The organism is Paenibacillus sp. J22R56, from assembly GCF_056269375.1.
In genome coordinates this window covers 709,803-726,920 of sequence record NZ_JBWDNV010000001.1, presented here as the reverse complement: position 1 = coordinate 726,920, position 17,118 = coordinate 709,803, and the positions used below count along the sequence as shown (strand labels likewise).

The window sequence follows — 17,118 nt, the reverse complement described above, 5'->3', positions numbered from 1 at the left end:
TAAGAACGTCCCTGTACCGAAGGAGCTTCGGTGCGGGGACGTTTTGCGTTATTGTATAGGAAATTATGATGGTAGTCGACTTTTTGATAAGTAGAGCGCCTCAGAGCCTTGTCCCCGTACAAAAGCGGGCTACCGCCGAAAGGACAAAACAAAGAGGCCGCGTAGAAGTTAACAACTTTATTTTCAATCCGGACATTTTGCTTGCAATTAATTTGTGTAGATTTTATCCCTCGAAAACCCTTGTTTTTACTAGGCCATCGGTAAACAAATTTATTTCTGTCACCTATTTCCGAATAATCGAAATAATCTCCTGCAGCTCATGCATATGCTTGTGCTTGCTCTTATAACCGATAAACAGCTCGTTATTAACCGTTAAACTATCGAAGCAAGTTTGAATGTTGGTACTCGAATTCTCGAACAGATAGGTAGGGGCAACACTGATTCCTGCTCCGGTCTCGACGGCTTTGATAACAGCATGCATATTGGGAATCACATGCTTTGGCTTAATAAGAGGCCTTCTCTTGAAATGCTCTCTCCAGAGACGTCTAATTATGGGGAGCTCCAGCCCGTATGAAATCCACTTTTGCGCGGACAGCCATTCTTCTATTTCCTTCAAATTGTGAAGCTCGGGCACGGTAAAAGCAGCTGGAGTGATAATCGTGAACGTTTCTTCCATAAGCCATTCATACTCAATGCCGGGAACGGCGAATTTCTTGGGCGTAATAATCAGCTCGACCTGATCTTCCTTCAAAAGCTCGATTAGTTGATCAGCTGTTCCAAAGTAAGACACGCTGCAAATGCCGGCATCCGTAAGCTTGGGAAGAAGACGCTCCTGGAAATACTCCAGGGACAAGCCGATTCGGAACACCTTGTTATTTGGCAGAGAGGCGGATTTAAGCCCGGCGGTTGCTTCCTCCAGCGATTCAACAAGTGGAGCTAGCCTGGAATAGAGCTCTTTTCCCCGTTCAGTTGCGATAAGCCTTCTGGACACCCGTGCGAATAAAGCCTCGCCTACTTCCGCTTCCAAGGCAGCGAGGTGCTGACTCATAGCTGGTTGTGTCATCATCCTGGTCTTGGCCGCTTCGGAAACGGAGTGGTGCTTGTAGATTGCAATAAAGCTTCGGTACCATTCAAAATCTACCATTCATTTGTTCATCCCCTGCGTTTTATCCATAATCGAATTATAAATATATTTATGGATCATTACAATTTATATAATTCGTTTTATTGTCATGGTGGATGTATAATGGCTCAGTATCATCCATTTCATAAAGCCATATCATGAGTTGTCCAATGCTGGGTACATTATTATTGTAGTTGGCATGGAATTCATGGAATGAATGAATAGAGGAGAGATTGAATTTGAAGCACTTATTTACCCCATATGAGATCAAGGGCTTGTCCCTTAAAAATCGTGTTGTTATGCCGCCGATGTGCCAATACTCGGTAGCCGAAAAAGACGGTATTGCAAACGACTGGCATTATACGCATTATGTAAGCCGCGCCGTAGGCGGCACAGGTTTAATTATTATAGAAATGACCGATGTTGAACCGGATGGCCGTATTTCGGATTTCGATCTCGGGTTATGGTCTGATGAGCAGATTCCGGCATTAGCCCGTATTATTGAAGCCAGCCATCAGCACGGTGCAAAAGTAGGTATACAAATCGCACATGCGGGACGTAAAGCTGAAGATGCGGAAGTACCTGTAGCGCCATCCGCGATTCCTTTTGATGAGAAGTCCAAAACCCCAAGAGCTCTGTCTACGCAAGAAGTCGAAGAGATGGCCCAGAAATTCCGTCTGGCTGTACGCAGAGCTGTTCAAGCGGGCGTAGATACAATTGAACTTCATGGTGCCCATGGTTACTTGATTCATCAATTCCATTCCCCGCTGACGAATAAGAGAACGGATAAATATGGTCAAGAGTTGACGTTGTTTGGTAAAGAAGTCATTCAAGCTGCGAAAAGCGAAATGCCCGCAGATATGCCTTTAATTATGAGGATTTCTGCCAAAGAATATGTGGAAGGCGGATACGGCATCAACGAAAGTATTGCATTCGCCAAAGAATATCAAGCAGCTGGCGTTGATCTGTTCCATATTAGTGCAGGCGGAGAAGGACCAATCGCCGCAGCGGGCAGACCAGGAACACATGCCGCTTATCAAGTACCTCTCGCACGAGCAATTAGAGAAGCTCTGAACGTTCCGGTCATTGCAGTAGGCAGACTGGATGAGCCAACTCTCGCCAACTCCGTTATCGGCAACGAAGACGCCGATCTTGTAGCAGTAGGCAGAGGAATGCTTCGTAATCCTTATTGGACTCTTGAAGCAGCAACCGTGCTCCACAAAGAAATCGAGCTTCCAAGACAATACCAATTAGGCTTCCCACGGGGCTAAAATAACTTAATTACCAAAAGCGGTGCAGAGTACATTCTGCACCGCTTTTTTTTGCCCTCAAATCCTTTGATCCCTGGTCTTTTTCTATAGGGTAAACCCAAACGGAGAATTCAAATGCTCTGTAGAAGCGCAGCGCTCGCTTTTGCTCTGAGGATTCCATCACTTTGAACATTGTTCAAAGGAGTGGAATCCTCGAGCAATGGCGATCGGAAGAGCATTTGAATGCGCAGTTTGCGTTTTACCCTAATTTTTTTATAGAAAACAACCAGAAATCAAAGGATTACATTCTACGAACCAACCCACCTCATCTCTTACAATACAGATATAACATTTAGAGAAAAGCAGGTGAGGAAAATTGAATAGAAACAGCCGCTGGAAACTGGCGCTCAGCAATTGGGACATGTATTTCCTGCTTGTACCAGGATTAATCTTCTTACTCTTATTCAAATATACGCCGATGTACGGCGTTGTCATTGCATTTCAGGATTTCAACATCTTCAGCGGGATCGGAGACAGCGAATGGGTTGGCCTCGAGCATTTTCAGAAGCTAATACACTCGGATGATTTCTTCCAGGTACTGACGAACACGCTGCTCATTAGCATGTACAAAATCGTGCTCCTATTTCCGATTCCGATAGTCGTGGCGCTCTTGCTCAACGAGGTTCGCAAAATGCTGTTCAAGCGCTCGATCCAAACGATTATTTATTTGCCCCACTTTCTGTCGTGGGTGGTTATTTCCGGCTTGTTCGTTACTCTTCTCTCTCCGACAGACGGCCTGGTTAACCAGATCATCATAGCCTTTGGAGGTAAGCCGATCTCATTCCTCCAAGATAATTCGTTCTTCCGAAGTGTTGTTGTATTCACAGCTGGATGGAAGGAAATCGGCTGGAACGCCATCATCTTCATCGCTGCAATCGCAGGGATTGATCAGGAACAATATGAAGCAGCTTCGATTGACGGAGCTGGACGCATTCGCAAGATGATTTCGATAACGCTTCCAGGCATTATGCCAACCATAGTACTGATGTTAATTCTTCGGATCGGCAGCTTGCTCGAAGCCGGTACTGAACAGATTCTAACGATGTACAACCCGCTAGTCTACGATTCCGGAGATGTCATCGGAACCTATGTCTACCGGATGGGTCTTGGTCAGCAGGACTACAGCTTCAGCACAGCGGTTGGCCTGTTTAACTCCTTGGTTGGTTTTATTCTGATTATTAGCGGCAACATGCTTAGCAAGAAGTTCTTAAAGAGAAGTATCTGGTAGGGAGGGCAATACCATGCACAGTAAAAAATTCAGTGATTATGTACTCGATACCGTCATTTATGTGATTTTAATTGCGATGGGCTTATCGACGCTTCTTCCTTTTATCACGGTGTTATCGAAGTCGGTCAGTGAAGAATGGGCGATCACATCCGGGAAAGTTAATCTATTCCCCGTCGGCTTCCAGCTTGATACGCTGCAATACGTCGTAACGAACCATCAATTTCTGCATGCCCTGTTGATCTCAGCTCTCGTGGCTGTTGCAGGCACACTAGCTTCATTGCTAATTACGGCAATGACGGCTTACCCGCTCTCCAAGCGAGAGCTGCCCGGTGTCGGCATCATCATTATATTGTTTGTCTTTACGATGATGTTTAACGGCGGCATCATACCGAACTATCTGCTTATCCGTCAGCTGGACTTGATTGATAACCTTGGTTCTCTCGTTCTGCCGGCATTAATCAGCGTCTTCAATATGCTTGTCATTAAGAGCTATTTCGAAAGTCTTCCGCCAAGCCTGGAAGAGTCTGCAAAGATTGACGGTGCACGCAATTATACGATTCTGTTCCGCATTATTCTGCCGCTCAGCGGTCCAGTGCTCGCGACAATCGGACTTTTCTACGCGGTCTATTACTGGAATGACTACTTTAACCCGATGCTGTATATCAACAGCACTTCGCTAAAGCCGCTGCAGCTGTACTTGCAGGATATTGTGATGAACGCCGATTCCTCAAGCTTCAAGATGAGCGCGGAAGATATGATGAATGTCCCAGCCGAAGGAGTAAGGGCTGCTACCGTTATTGCTTCTACCGTCCCAATTCTGCTTGTCTATCCGTTCCTTCAAAAGTATTTCATTAAAGGTGTACTCATTGGCTCCGTAAAAGGTTGAGTCAAACCTAACTTCTTATTCAATTCTTGCGTTTTACCGACAATTATTGAAGAATATCACTTCAATAATTGCGGTTTGATGATAAATTATATCTAAATGGAGGGTCACAAATGAAACAAATGACAAAAGTGCTTTCAATTGCTGCATCAACGGTTGTTCTGGCTAGCTCCTTGGCCGCTTGTTCATCGAATTCGAATAACAATGCTAATAACGCGGCGGTATCTAATGCACCGGCAGAAACCACAGACAACGCTGCAGCTACAGACTCCAATGCCAATCTTCCAACGCTGAAGCGCCTCGATGTCTTCCAAGGCGAAGATTATGCCAATTATCCGGTAGCGAAGCTGCTTGAAGAAAAGACGGGCTACAAAGTGCAATACGATATGCTTCCGCAGGATAACCCGGCGCAAAAGCTGAATCTGCTTATGGCATCCGGCGAGCCTTACGATATCGTTACTTCGTACATCGATATGGCATTGTACTCGGATTATGCGAAAAAAGGTGCACTTATCGATCTGACACCTCTAATTGATCAATTTGGTCCAAATATTAAAACCGCGATCTCTCAACAATCGATGGATGCTCTTAAGGTTGACGGTAAACTGTATGGCATTCCGAACATCATTACCTATCCTGTAGGTACAGGCATTCTTATTCGTACAGACTGGCTCGACAAGGTTGGCATGAAGATGCCAACAACAACAGATGAATTCCAAGCTGTCCTGCAGGCATTCAAAGACAAGGATCCAGGCGGCAATGGCAGCCAGGACGTTCCTTTTACCATCAAAGGTGACTTGCCAATGATTGATGATCTTGTAGGCGCTTTCGGTATGCCTAACCCATGGAATGATGTTGACGGACAGCTTGTTCCTCGTGTTCTTGACCCGTCCTTCCCTGACTATGCGAATTATGTTGCTGGTCTCTATGCAGGCGGACTGCTTGATAAAGAGTTTGTCGTGAACAAAGATGCAACTGCCAAAGAGAAATTCTCCAGCGGCAAAGCAGGAGCTATTGCTATCCACTGGGCGGACATTCCAGGCGTATCCGACGCACTCACGAAAGCGGTTCCTGATGCTAAATTCACATACTTGCCTGCCCTTAAAGGTCCTAATGGCAAATCCGGCTTTGGAGCGAACAAAGGCTTTGACCGTCTGAGCTTTATTCCGAAATCCGCAAAGAATCCAGAGGACGCTATCAAATGGATTAATGCAATTCTTGAATCAAATACCTTCAAAGAACTTGCTATTGGTGTAGAAGGCATGCATTATACGGTTGACAATGGCGCGTACATGCCAATTCTTCCGATCTTTAACGACGAACGCAACCTCGCGAACAACTATATGGTTGGAACGGACGAAGCCAACTATCCGCAATATTGGCAGGCACGTGTACACAAAAATCCGGTTATGTTCGAAGCATTTGACACACTCAACAACAAGACAGCCGATTCGGATAAAATTCTGAATGAGCTCAGTGTTGCACCATACTTGGAAAACTACTCTAAAAATAACCTGAAGCTCGAGACGATGTCCGGTGACTATACGGTCAAGCTTATTGCTGGCGGAGAAAAAATCGATGGTCTAGCTGATTTCCAGAAGAAGTTTAATGCCGAAGGCGGAGAAGCAAGCGCCAAAGAAGTTAACGCTTGGTACACTTCGAAATAATGAATTAAAAATTCAGCAGGGAGGGCTTATTCAAAAGCCCTCTACTGCGTTCTAATTGGAGGAGAAATTGATATGACTAGCTATTCTTTCTCGCGGGAAATTGAGACTTACAAGCATGCTGATGTTGTCATTATCGGAGGAGGCCCAGCGGGAACAGCCGCTGCTATCAGCGCATCCCGCAGTGGCAAAAAAGTTGTTCTGCTGGAGAAAACAGCACAGCTTGGCGGTATGGGGACTATCGCTAACGTTAGTGTTTTTATGCCGATCGGCAACGTGACAGGCATTTACCGCGAGCTGATTGCCGAGATGCTGGCTGAGTCACTTCCGGCAGGTCACGATGAATCGATAGCACCGCAATATTCGCCTTTCCTGATGCGCCAATATATGAATGAGAAGATGAAGAAAGAAAAGGTGGATGTCTACTTCCACTGTGAATTTATCGGTACGGTTCAGGAAGGCAGTATGATCAAAGCCGTTATCGTGTCGACCCGGGAGGGTCTAAGAGCATTTGAAGGAGAAACGTTTATCGATTGTACGGGTGATGCTCGTGTAGCGATAGATGCAGGAGTACCATATACAACAGGTCGCGAAAGCGATGGGCTGACGCAGCCGATGACTCTTATGTTTATGATGCAAAATACGGGCAAGCCGGTAACGCCAATTTTGCCGGAAGGCTGTTATGAATACAAAGAGTTATCCGATCTGCCACAAGGCAGAAGATTGTACTGGGAGCAGAACAATGACGGCTCGCTGCTCGTCAACATGTCGCGTGTTAAAGCGAATGGAGCCAAGATCGAAGACATTAATTACGCAGAGACGGAAGCGCTCAGACAGGTGTTCTCAATTGCTTACTATCTCCAGAAGACCGGCTTTGAGAATTATGCTCTGACCCATATCGCACCTCAAACCGGTACCCGGGAGACCAACCAGATCGTCGGTCTCTATACGTTAACCGAGCAGGATTTGACCAGTGGCGCAAGATTCTCGGACGTTGTTGCACAAACGAATTATGAGATCGATATTCATAGCCCAGATGCGAAGAAAACAACCGACGAGCGCAAAATCGACGGCTACGATATTCCTTATCGCTGCATGGTGCCGGAAGCTTTCGATAATCTTCTCGTAGCAGGACGCTCGATTTCTGCAACTCATGTAGCCATGTCTTCGATGCGTGTGCAGGCAACTTGTTATGCACTTGGGCAGGCTGCTGGTATCGCTGCTTCTCTCTCAATTGACAACGCTGTCAGAATGGAAGAGGTATCCATGGACAAACTGCATAACATATTGGAAGATCAAGGTGTTAAGTTCATGAAATAGATGGAACCGCTTAAGAAGGAGGACATGATCATGTATAAGCTGCTCATTGTTGATGATGAGATAACGGTCAGAACGGGCTTGCAATCTTACTTCAACTGGTCCTCTTTCGGCATTGAAATTATGAGAGAGGCGGACGACGGGGATGTAGCCTACGAAATGATTGAACAGGAAACACCCGACCTTGTCCTGACGGACGTCCGCATGCCGAATATGGACGGGATTACGTTGTCACGCCTGATTAACGAACATTATCCTCAGGTGAAAATTATATTTGTCAGCGGGTATGATGACGCTGATTATTTGAAATCCGCGATGAAAGTCAGTGCAGTCGACTATATCTTCAAGCCAGTAAATCTGGAGGAGTTAGGCTCTGTCCTGAAACGTGTAGTAAGCGATCTGGATGAAGCGCGTACCGAGCAACAGAGGAAGGAAGAGCTTCAGGTAAGGCTGAAGGAAGGAATGCCGCTGCTGCGGGAAAAGTTCCTGTTGTCGCTGATCAACAGCGGTGTTCAGAAACAAGACATTCGGGAGAGGATCCATTTTCTTGAGCTAAACTTGCCTGAGGATGCTTCCTATTGGGCGATAGTCATCTCGATTGATGATTTGGCTACTGTCGAAAGCGTCAGGAGCGAGAGAGACCGGCAGCTGCTTTGGTATTCGATCAATAACATTTGCCAGGAGTTGATAGACACTCATATGGACGGCTATGTTTTTGAACATCATACAGGTGAGTTTGCTGGAATTTTGCGATTGAACATGGATGGCGAAGAAGTAAGAGATGCCGCGGAAGTTTTGCTTGAGCTGGCCGGTAAGATCCGTGACAATCTCGAGCGCTGGCTGAAGATTAGTGTGACTATCGGAATCAGCGACCGTGTAACGGGTCTCGGCAACTTGACCAATTGCTACAAGCAAGCGCGCGAAGCGGTTAATCATAAGTGGTACTTGGGGAAGAATCGTATCATTACGATGGATAGTCTAGAAACACCGGAGCAGCATAGCGGGAGCTCCAGCCGGTACGAATTTGTTTATAACGAAGAGCTTACCTCCGCGCTAAAAGCAGCGGATTCAGAGAAACTGCACGAAGTGCTGGATTCGATCTTTGTTGATTTGAATCGTAACCGTCCTGACGGATTAAAGTATGGACGCAATGTCTGTATGCAAATTTTTCTGGCCGCAGGTCAGCTGCTGCTGGAATTAAATATGCAGTCCGAAGAGCTGGAAACGGTGGAATCCTCGGTATGGGAGTCTTTGTTCGAGCGGGAGACGCTTGTAGAGATCAGGCAGATTCTTGAAGCTTATCTGCTTGCTGTCTGTGAGCGTATCCGCGAGAAGCGCACGGGCAAGGTAGCTAATCTCGTCGAGCGTGTCCGGGCTATTATTGATCGCAATTATGCGAATGGCAACTTGACGGTAACGGATATCGGCAAAGAGGTATTTCTGACTCCTACTTATGTCAGCCTGTTATTCAAACAAGAATCAGGACAGACGGTAGGCGAATATATGACGCAAGTACGTGTGGAGAAAGCGAAGGAGATGCTGCGTGATCCGCAATACAAGTTTTACGATATATGTTATGCGATCGGCTATACAGATCCGAGCTACTTCACCAAACTGTTCAAGAAGATGACAGGTTTAACCCCAAGCGGCTACAGGGAGAAATATGTATAGGCAGGCAGGGGAGGCGCGCCCGAAGAAGCGCTCATCTAAGAATGAAGGTGGCGGATGGATCCGTCGCCTTCTTCGCCGTATTGCGATCCCTCGCCAGTGGCTGATCGCTTATTTCATACTCATCGTGATTCCAGCTGCTGTAATCTTATACGGTTACTATGAACGCTCCGCTACGATTCTGAAGAACGAGGTCATGCGGACGATGCAGCTGACGCTCGAACAGGCGGGAAGTAATTTGTCCTACAGGCTGGAGCATATCGAGGAGATTAGCGATGCGGCTTTCATGAATAATAAATTGCACCAATATTTATCCGTGAGTGATACCGACAGCCTCATTGATACCCAGCTTGAGGTAGTCAAGGATCTGCGGAACTTGGTTGAATCCGTTCAATCGAATTCAGATGTATTCCGTGTAAGGCTGTTCGTGGATAAGTCGAAGCTGTACGCGGGGGAGAAGGTGAACTTTTTCTCACTTGAAAGCTTAATGGACAAACCTTGGTATAACGATATTATTGCAGCCAATGGAAGTATTGTTTGGAGCGGCATTTATGAGCAAACCTTCCTGGAAGCGGGTAATGTGGATGTGCTCTCGTCAGCACGGATGCTGCGTGATCCTGATCATTACGATAGAATTTCGGGAGTTATGATGATTGATGTGAAGGAGAAGATGGTCAACGACTTATTATCCAAACTCGAATTCTCATCTGGAACGCAGGTCTACCTGGTGGATGCGGCAGGTACCATTATTGATCACCCTGACCGGGCACGGATTGGGACCCAGATTGACAGCGAGATAAGAGATCGGCTTAATGCGAGCCGTGACAGTGACGGCCATGCCTTCCGGCTGCACAAGAATTCGGATGAAGTCATGTTTACAACTGTTTCCCCTACGAACTGGAAGCTGGTAGCGCAAAGCAACGGGGGCCAACTGTCGCCGCAGGCGGTAAAACTGACTCAGCGGTCTAGTCTGACTTCCCTTTTGGAATATTTCGCATTGTTCACACTGCTGCCTTTTGTTCTGCTCGCCATTATCGTACGGGGAATGAACCAGAGGGTGAGGAAGGTGATTACGGTTATCCGCAGGGAAGGGACTGATAGTCTAGAAGAGCTGGCAGTTGTATCGAATAGTGATTTTCTCGTGCTGGAACGAAGTGTGGATCACCTGATCCTGCGTGTACGTACGCTTGTCGAAGAGAAATATTTGGCCGAAATTCATGAACGTGAGGCCCAGCTGCAGGCGCTTCAAGCGCAGATTAATCCTCATTTTCTGTATAATACACTGGATATGATTAATTGGATTGCCATCGGTAAAGGCGCGTCGGATATTAGTCAGATGATTGACAGCTTGGCAAAATATTTCCGTTTAAGTCTAAACAAGGGCAAGAGTATCGTCAGCGTAGAAGACGAAGTTCGACTGGCAGAGGTGTACCTTAATATCCAGCAAAGCCGGTTCCCGAATACGTTTGATGTCCAGTTCGAGGTAGATCCGCATATTGCAAGCTGTCAGATTCCGAAGTTGATTTTACAGCCAATCGTTGAAAACGCACTGCTGCATGGTATCCGGAAAATGAAGCATAAACGTGGCCTGATCTCCATTATCGTCAAAGAGGAGAGCGGCGATTTGATTATTACGATATCCGATAACGGTATCGGAATGGATGAGGAACGCAGTCAGCAGCTGCTGCGGGCAGCACCGCTGCCAGAAGAGAAAATGGACGGAATCGGCAGTTCCTATGGGCTGTTTAATGTGAACGAGCGCATCAAGCTGTATGCGGGAGATCACTACGGGCTCTCCATTACTTCGGAGCTAGGGGCCGGGACGACGGTGACAATTCGCCTGCAAGCAGAACTGCCGCGAGAATAATACGAAGCATTCGTACAACAGAGGCCGCATAAAGTGCGGCTTCTTTATTTTTGTATACCAATTGATTCGATAGCAGGATGATAGTATTGGTGCTGCAACAAAACTAGGCTAACTCCGTCTATTAGGTAAATGTTGGAATTCGAATGGAGTGATAAAATGTGGAAGGTGTTACCTAAATTCTTTCTAATTTATTTAGTCGTGTTTGGCACATGGTTTATGGTTGAGCATGAAACTGTCCATGCATGCTCTTGTGCAGCAACCCCTAACATAGAAGATCAGTTGAACCGAAAAACCGCTATTTTTACGGGGAAAGTAGTGAGTATAACCGAATCTGCTAAAAGAAACCTAGTATCCACTGCAGATTCTGTAAAGGTTCAATTCGAAGTGAAAACAGTCTGGAAGGGAGAGGTAAACTCTCAGACGACTGTTTACACAGCAAGGAGTTCAGCGAGTTGCGGATATGAAAATTTCGACGTGAATGAAGAGTTTATCGTGTTTGCTTACGGGGAACCTGATCATCTTGAAACTGGAATATGTGAAGGGAATAAGACTCTTGCAGCCGCACAAGAGGATCTTAAAGTTCTGGGAGCAGGCTATGAACCAGCCAAGATCACACTCCCTCAAAAGGTTCCTTCAGACACTTCCTCGGATAACAAAGGAACAGATAGCTCATTCATCATAATCATAATAGCTTTAGCAGCTTTTCTTACATTGCTTATCCTGCTGGCCGTTTCATTAAAGAGGCGCGCTAAGAAACTTTGAAGTAAGGTGAAAAAAGATTTAAAATCTTGGGTAAGTGAAAATAAAGCAAGGAAGGAGGAGGATCTGCCATAGAGTATTGGTTTTTATTACGTGTTGTCTTGGCTGGCGTGTGTGGCGCACTTATTGGGTATGAGCGTAAGAACAGAATGAAAGAAGCAGGTATTCGAACTCACTTTGTAGTAGCTGCCGGAGCGGCACTCATGATGTTAATTTCTAAATATGGCTTTGAAGACATGATAGGTAAGAGCGGTATTGCTCTTGATACGTCACGGATTGCAGCTCAAGTAGTTAGCGGGGTTGGATTTCTTGGAGCAGGAATGATTTTCATGCAACGGCAGACGGTTAAGGGACTGACAACGGCTGCGGGGGTATGGTTGACTGCGGGGATAGGTATGGCAATTGGTGCTGATCTTTATATTGTGGGGATTGGTACAACTATTCTTATTCTGACAGCGCAAAAGCTGCTGCATAGCAAGACTAATTGGCTGGCAGCTCCTGCCTCTCATACAAGAAGTCACTTTTGTAACTGCTGTTGAGATTCAATAGTTGTCGGTTATGATAAGCATATGCTATGAAAAACAGCCCTGCCCATACGTCAAAGACGTTGCGAGCAGGGCTGTTTATTTATCCGTAAGACATGTTATTTCACCGTAATTCGTACCGAAGTGGTCTTGCCGCCGAAGGCTGCTTTGATCGTGGTGCTGCCTTTGCGGACCGCAGTAATTTTACCCTCCTTGACGGTTGCGATCGACGTATTGGAGGAAGTCCATACGGCGCTATCCGTCGCTGCCACCGGACTGCCGGTATAGTAGATGGCCTGCAAGTTGACCGTTAGCGTATCGCCAATCGACAACTGTGCGGATTTGCTGGAGAGCTGCAGCGATTTCAGCTTTGGAGTTACGGTGACAGGGACTTTAACCGTCTTGCCTTGATAAGTACCCTTCACTGTAGTCGTCCCCACATTGAGTGCTTTAACGGATGAGGAGCCGCTGATCGTTGCGATCTTCTCGCTTCCAACGACCCAATTCATCTTCGTGCCGATGGATACCTTCTTGCCGCTTTTGTAGTAACCTGTGACCTTGATCGACTTGGATCGTCCTGGATTCAGTTCAAGCTTTGTTGGTTCGACGACTAACTTTACAATCTCTTCTTCGATCTTGACGCGAACAGAGACTGTTTTACTCAGGTAAGTGCCCGTCAGCGTAACGTTTGACGCCTCCAGACCTTTCATCGTTTTCTCCAATAGCACGATATTGTCGGAGGTCGTGTTCCATTCGATCGCTTCCGAAATATCGGCTTCCTTGCCATCTTCATACACGACGGTTACTATCGGGAAGTCGGTCTCTTTGCCCAAAATAATGCTCAGATCCTTCGTTTCGGTCAATAGCTTAATCGGCTTCAAATGAACGATAAGCTTAACTTCAACTTTCAAATCCTGCACGGTTCCCGTGAAGGTCGTCTCACCAAGCTGCTTAGCCGTCCAGACACCGTCCTTCAGATCGGCGATTTCATCATCTGAAACCGTCCATTTCACTAGCTTCGAGACATCGATGCTGGAGCCGTCGAACGTAGTTGCCGTTACTTTCGGCAGCTCATCCTCAATCCCTTTAAAGCTGTCAATTGTCGTTTTTTCTGCTTTCAGCTTGGTAATGCTCGGATATACCGTTACATCCATGCTGCGGCTTACGCCCCGGTAAGATACCGTGATCTTCGTTGTACCAACTGCCTTTGGCGTCACTTTGCCCTGTGAGACGGTAGCGACGGTAACGTCGGACGATGTCCAGTCGCCTACAGTCGTTATGTCCGATGTAACATTCGAATTGCTAAGCACCTCGGCTTTAATCTGCAGAGGCGCGTCCTGCAATTGCAAATGGTACTCCTTGTCGGGAGAGATTTTGATAGATTGGTAAGGCGTCCGAACAACAACAGTGAGTGTATCGGTTACTCCCAGATGAGACACCGCAACGATTGTTTTTCCTGCGCCAACTGCGGTAATGACACCTTTGTCCACAGTCAGCACCTTCGTATTGGCGCTTGTCCATTTGGCGTCGCTCGTCACATCCAGCGTTCCGCCTGAGTTAGGTGCCGCGGTTGCTTTCAGTAGGTAATCATCACCGCCAACCTCGAGCTCCAGAAGATTATTAGTTGGTTCAGGACTGATTGAGATAGACTTGTAAGGCGATGAGACGGTCAGTTTAATCGAGTCTGATTTGCCTTTATATTTGGCCGTAATGGTAGCCGTGCCAACGCCAACTAGCGTTATGACACCTTTGTCGACGGTGGCAACGGATGAGCTTGACGTGTTCCACGTCGCGTCATCGCTAATGTTCTCGCCGTCTCCATCAAGCGTGAAGACAAGTGATTGCCCGAGAAGAACATCCGTTAAAGCCGCAGGGGCGGATAGACCGTTCTGCATAATTGTGACTTGGTCGTACACGTAATCCGAAGTCGCTTTAATGGTTATGGAGAAGCCTTTATAGGTAGCGGTGATCGTGGCTGTTCCTTTACCTACACCACTTAACACGCCTTTGTCGACTTTGACGATAGAACTGTTGGATGATTTCCAGGTTGCGTCTGTTGTTACCGATTTTTTAGATGTCGCGCCCGATATAGTAGCCAGTACGTTGAGCCCGACGGTGCCGTCCTCCACGAACATTTCCAGTGACGACGTGCCGGTGTTGTAATCGGAGTCCTCGTAGCTCCATTCAATGCCGGTCACCGTATCCTCCGCCGCATAGGCGGCTCCAGCCAGATTGCTCATGACTAGCGTCATGACTAATGCGGCTGCCAGCCATCTGCGGGCTAACTTGAACGACAGAATTCTCTTGCTGTTCTCTTTCACTACATCCCTTCCCTTTCCTTGGAAAATGTTTCTACTCTTTATTGATTACGGCATTTGAAAGGTGAAAATGAACCTTAAACGCGAAACATTACAGTATGTAAACATATTGTCATATTTTACATACAAGTTACTAAACGAATGGTAAGTAACTTTAGTTGCAGATAGAACAAAAGCAGCTCGCCCTCGGATGAGGACGTGCTGCGAAATAAGCATGTTGGTCAAATTAGATAGAGGTAAAGTTTACCATATTGTTATTGAAACGTGAGTGTTCCGTCAGTCGAATGCGATTATAATCAACCTTCGTTTGAGATACGATAATGGTAGAGTTTTTCCTATAATTGGTGGGAATCTGTCATAGAAAAACGGAGGTGCAACAATGGAAGGCTTTGCATGCCTATATGTCATTCGCGGTGAGCCATACCGATCGGGCACCTGCATTAATCTGAACGAGGATGAAACGCTGGTCGGCCGGTTATCTAATCAGATGACGCCGGATATCGCTTTTACGAACCCTTTTCTTTCCCGAAAGCATCTCGTAATTAGAAAAGAGAAGGATAAGGCAGTGCTTTATGATCTGGGAAGCCGTCATGGTACGGAAATTAACGGAGTACGGTTAACCTCATATACGCCATATCCACTGAAAAACTTTGATATCATTAAGCTCGCCAAAGGGATGACGGTCATCCACTTTTCGTATCTGTTTGCCGATCAAACGATCGAGATTGAACCGTTCAGTACAACGAGGAAGCCAGAAGTCCCGGAATCGTCATTTTCGTTTCATTGGGAGAAGAGGGAATGTGTGGTGGAAGGCAAGCGAATCCCGATGTCTGAGAAGGAATTTTTACTTATTCGCATTCTATATGAGAATGCGAACCGGCTTGTCCCGCTTGAAGAAATCAAAGTAAGGGTATGGCCGGAACGTTTGCCTGGGGCAGGAGGTATCCCAGATGTAACGCTTGATGAATTAAACGCCTTGATCTACCGGGTACGTAAAAAATACGGAAAAGATACTTTCCTAATCAGTGCGGTGCGCGGCAGCGGATACCTGCTAGAATCGGAATTAATAACGTCATAAAAGAAGATGACTTCTGAATGTTTTCAGGAGTCATCTTCTTTTAATTCGCAGTCTCCTAAGTTTACACAAAAATTTGCGCTTTAATTGACTGGACACATTATTAAACGCTATAATTTCCTTATTGTGCAAAAATTTTCGTAAGAATTGGAGGGAGCTCGTATCAAACTCAAAGAGATTGCAAAAAAAGCAAATGTTTCAATTAGTACAGTCTCCAGAATCATAAACAACCAGGGCAACTTCAGCGAGGAAACTCGCAGAAAAGTATTGGATATTGCGAATGAGCATTTAAAGCCAGGGACCGCTCCCTCCAAGCTCGTAGGTATATCCTATAATATCGTCGTAATCGTACCAGGCGATAATGACTTCTTTGATAATGACCCGTCTACCTCTGCGGACTTGAATCACTTAAAGGATGAATTTGAAGCATACGGTCATCAGATTCATATTGTGAAGCATTACACGGACATGCATTCTTCTCCAGCCTATAAGCTTTTGAGTGAGGAAAAAGTGGATGCAGCCATCATATTTGACCCTGTTGTGGGCGATAAGATGTTTGAGGAATTTAACAAACTCGGAATTCCGTATTTGTTTACGAATGGAAGAATCTATAAGTCCGGTCAAAACTATATTGATTACGATAACCGAAAAGGTGCGTATGAGGTCATTCGATATTTGCATGGATTGGGTCATCGGAAAATAGGGATGATCGCAGGGCCTAAGAATCATCTAGTGAACTCAAACCGGCTGGATGGATGCAAAGACGCTTTTCGTGATTTAGAAATGCCATGGACCGACACCAATGTTGTGATGGGATCATTTGATCCTGCACATGGTTATGAGGCAGTGAAACAATTGATGAGTGATCAGCCGTCTATAACGGCGATTTTCGCATTTAACGATATCATTGCATATGGGGCTATGAAGGCTTTGGCGGAGATGAATCTCCGTATCCCTAAGGATGTCTCCTTGGTTGGTTTTGATGATCTAAAGCTCTCGGAGTTCATGGTTCCGCCATTAACGACCGTTCGAAGGTTTAGATATGATATCAGCTCTATTATCGTAAAAGTACTGACTGAATTGATAACAAACAAGAACATCTCAGAAGTTTTCATTAGTCTTAAGACCGAGTTCATTGAGCGGGAATCATGCTCAAAAGTAGTGGCTAAGCTGTAAAAAGCTCTCTCGCGAATGGATCCGAATAGCCGTCCTCCGATCATATGATGATCGGAGGACGGCTATTTTTTCTTTTCAGAATGATTCTCATTGACGAAGCAAACGAAGGTAGAATATACTAAGAGCGCAAATTAGTTGCGCAACTAATTTGCGTAAATTCCACTAATCTAGGAGGGATGATTGATGAAAGGTATTTATTCAAGGTC

At 46.0% G+C, this 17,118-nt stretch carries 12 protein-coding genes and 1 pseudogene; 11 read left to right on the top strand and 2 right to left on the bottom strand.

Annotated features, from left to right (window positions below; all coding sequences use genetic code 11):
- Nucleotides 1–283: 283 nt before the first annotated feature.
- On the bottom strand, nucleotides 284–1,144 hold the full coding sequence (locus tag AC0YNT_RS03140) for a LysR family transcriptional regulator (RefSeq protein WP_475803282.1): 861 nt from the start codon (nucleotides 1,142–1,144) through the stop codon (nucleotides 284–286).
- A gap of 218 nt (nucleotides 1,145–1,362) precedes the next feature.
- On the opposite strand from AC0YNT_RS03140, the gene AC0YNT_RS03135 reads away from it, so the two are divergent.
- The 9 genes and pseudogenes from AC0YNT_RS03135 to AC0YNT_RS03095 all read left to right on the top strand — a co-directional run.
- Nucleotides 1,363–2,394, top strand: coding sequence for an NADH:flavin oxidoreductase/NADH oxidase (locus AC0YNT_RS03135; RefSeq protein ID WP_475803281.1), 1,032 nt, complete (start codon nucleotides 1,363–1,365; stop codon nucleotides 2,392–2,394).
- Nucleotides 2,395–2,749: 355 nt separating this feature from the next.
- The gene (locus AC0YNT_RS03130) at nucleotides 2,750–3,661 is read left to right on the top strand and encodes an ABC transporter permease (RefSeq protein WP_475803280.1); all 912 of its coding nucleotides are present in this window, start codon (nucleotides 2,750–2,752) and stop codon (nucleotides 3,659–3,661) included.
- Nucleotides 3,662–3,674: 13 nt separating this feature from the next.
- Nucleotides 3,675–4,547 (top strand): carbohydrate ABC transporter permease, encoded by an 873-nt coding sequence (locus AC0YNT_RS03125; protein ID WP_475803279.1) that lies wholly within the window; start codon nucleotides 3,675–3,677, stop codon nucleotides 4,545–4,547.
- Nucleotides 4,548–4,657: 110 nt separating this feature from the next.
- A complete protein-coding gene (locus AC0YNT_RS03120; RefSeq protein WP_475803278.1) occupies nucleotides 4,658–6,211 on the top strand; it encodes an extracellular solute-binding protein in 1,554 nt (517 codons plus the stop codon).
- A gap of 72 nt (nucleotides 6,212–6,283) precedes the next feature.
- Complete coding sequence (locus AC0YNT_RS03115; RefSeq protein WP_475803277.1) at nucleotides 6,284–7,528, top strand: FAD-dependent oxidoreductase; 1,245 nt, start codon at nucleotides 6,284–6,286, stop codon at nucleotides 7,526–7,528.
- A 30-nt stretch (nucleotides 7,529–7,558) separates the two neighbouring features.
- A complete protein-coding gene (locus tag AC0YNT_RS03110; protein WP_475803276.1) occupies nucleotides 7,559–9,196 on the top strand; it encodes a response regulator in 1,638 nt (545 codons plus the stop codon).
- Nucleotides 9,189–11,060: a cache domain-containing sensor histidine kinase gene (locus AC0YNT_RS03105; protein WP_475803275.1), complete on the top strand. Its 1,872-nt coding sequence runs from the start codon at nucleotides 9,189–9,191 to the stop codon at nucleotides 11,058–11,060. The genes AC0YNT_RS03110 and AC0YNT_RS03105 overlap by 8 nt, the downstream gene beginning before the upstream one ends.
- Nucleotides 11,061–11,216: 156 nt before the next feature.
- Entirely contained in the window at nucleotides 11,217–11,822 is a 606-nt protein-coding gene (locus tag AC0YNT_RS03100) for a hypothetical protein (RefSeq protein ID WP_475803274.1), read from the top strand.
- 68 nt (nucleotides 11,823–11,890) lie between these two features.
- Nucleotides 11,891–12,325 (top strand): annotated as a pseudogene (locus tag AC0YNT_RS03095) (MgtC/SapB family protein); the annotation flags it as partial.
- A 137-nt stretch (nucleotides 12,326–12,462) separates the two neighbouring features.
- Here AC0YNT_RS03095 and AC0YNT_RS03090 read toward each other — a convergent pair.
- A complete protein-coding gene (locus AC0YNT_RS03090) occupies nucleotides 12,463–14,664 on the bottom strand; it encodes an Ig-like domain-containing protein (protein ID WP_475803273.1) in 2,202 nt (733 codons plus the stop codon).
- A gap of 376 nt (nucleotides 14,665–15,040) precedes the next feature.
- Here AC0YNT_RS03090 and AC0YNT_RS03085 point away from each other — a divergent pair, with 376 nt between their 5' ends.
- Together AC0YNT_RS03085 and AC0YNT_RS03080 are read left to right on the top strand one after the other, a co-directional pair.
- Nucleotides 15,041–15,739 (top strand): FHA domain-containing protein, encoded by a 699-nt coding sequence (locus AC0YNT_RS03085; RefSeq protein ID WP_475803272.1) that lies wholly within the window; start codon nucleotides 15,041–15,043, stop codon nucleotides 15,737–15,739.
- A 144-nt stretch (nucleotides 15,740–15,883) separates the two neighbouring features.
- Nucleotides 15,884–16,912, top strand: a complete 1,029-nt coding sequence (locus tag AC0YNT_RS03080) for a LacI family DNA-binding transcriptional regulator (RefSeq protein ID WP_475803271.1) — start codon at nucleotides 15,884–15,886, stop codon at nucleotides 16,910–16,912.
- The last annotated feature ends 206 nt before the right edge of the window (nucleotides 16,913–17,118 follow it).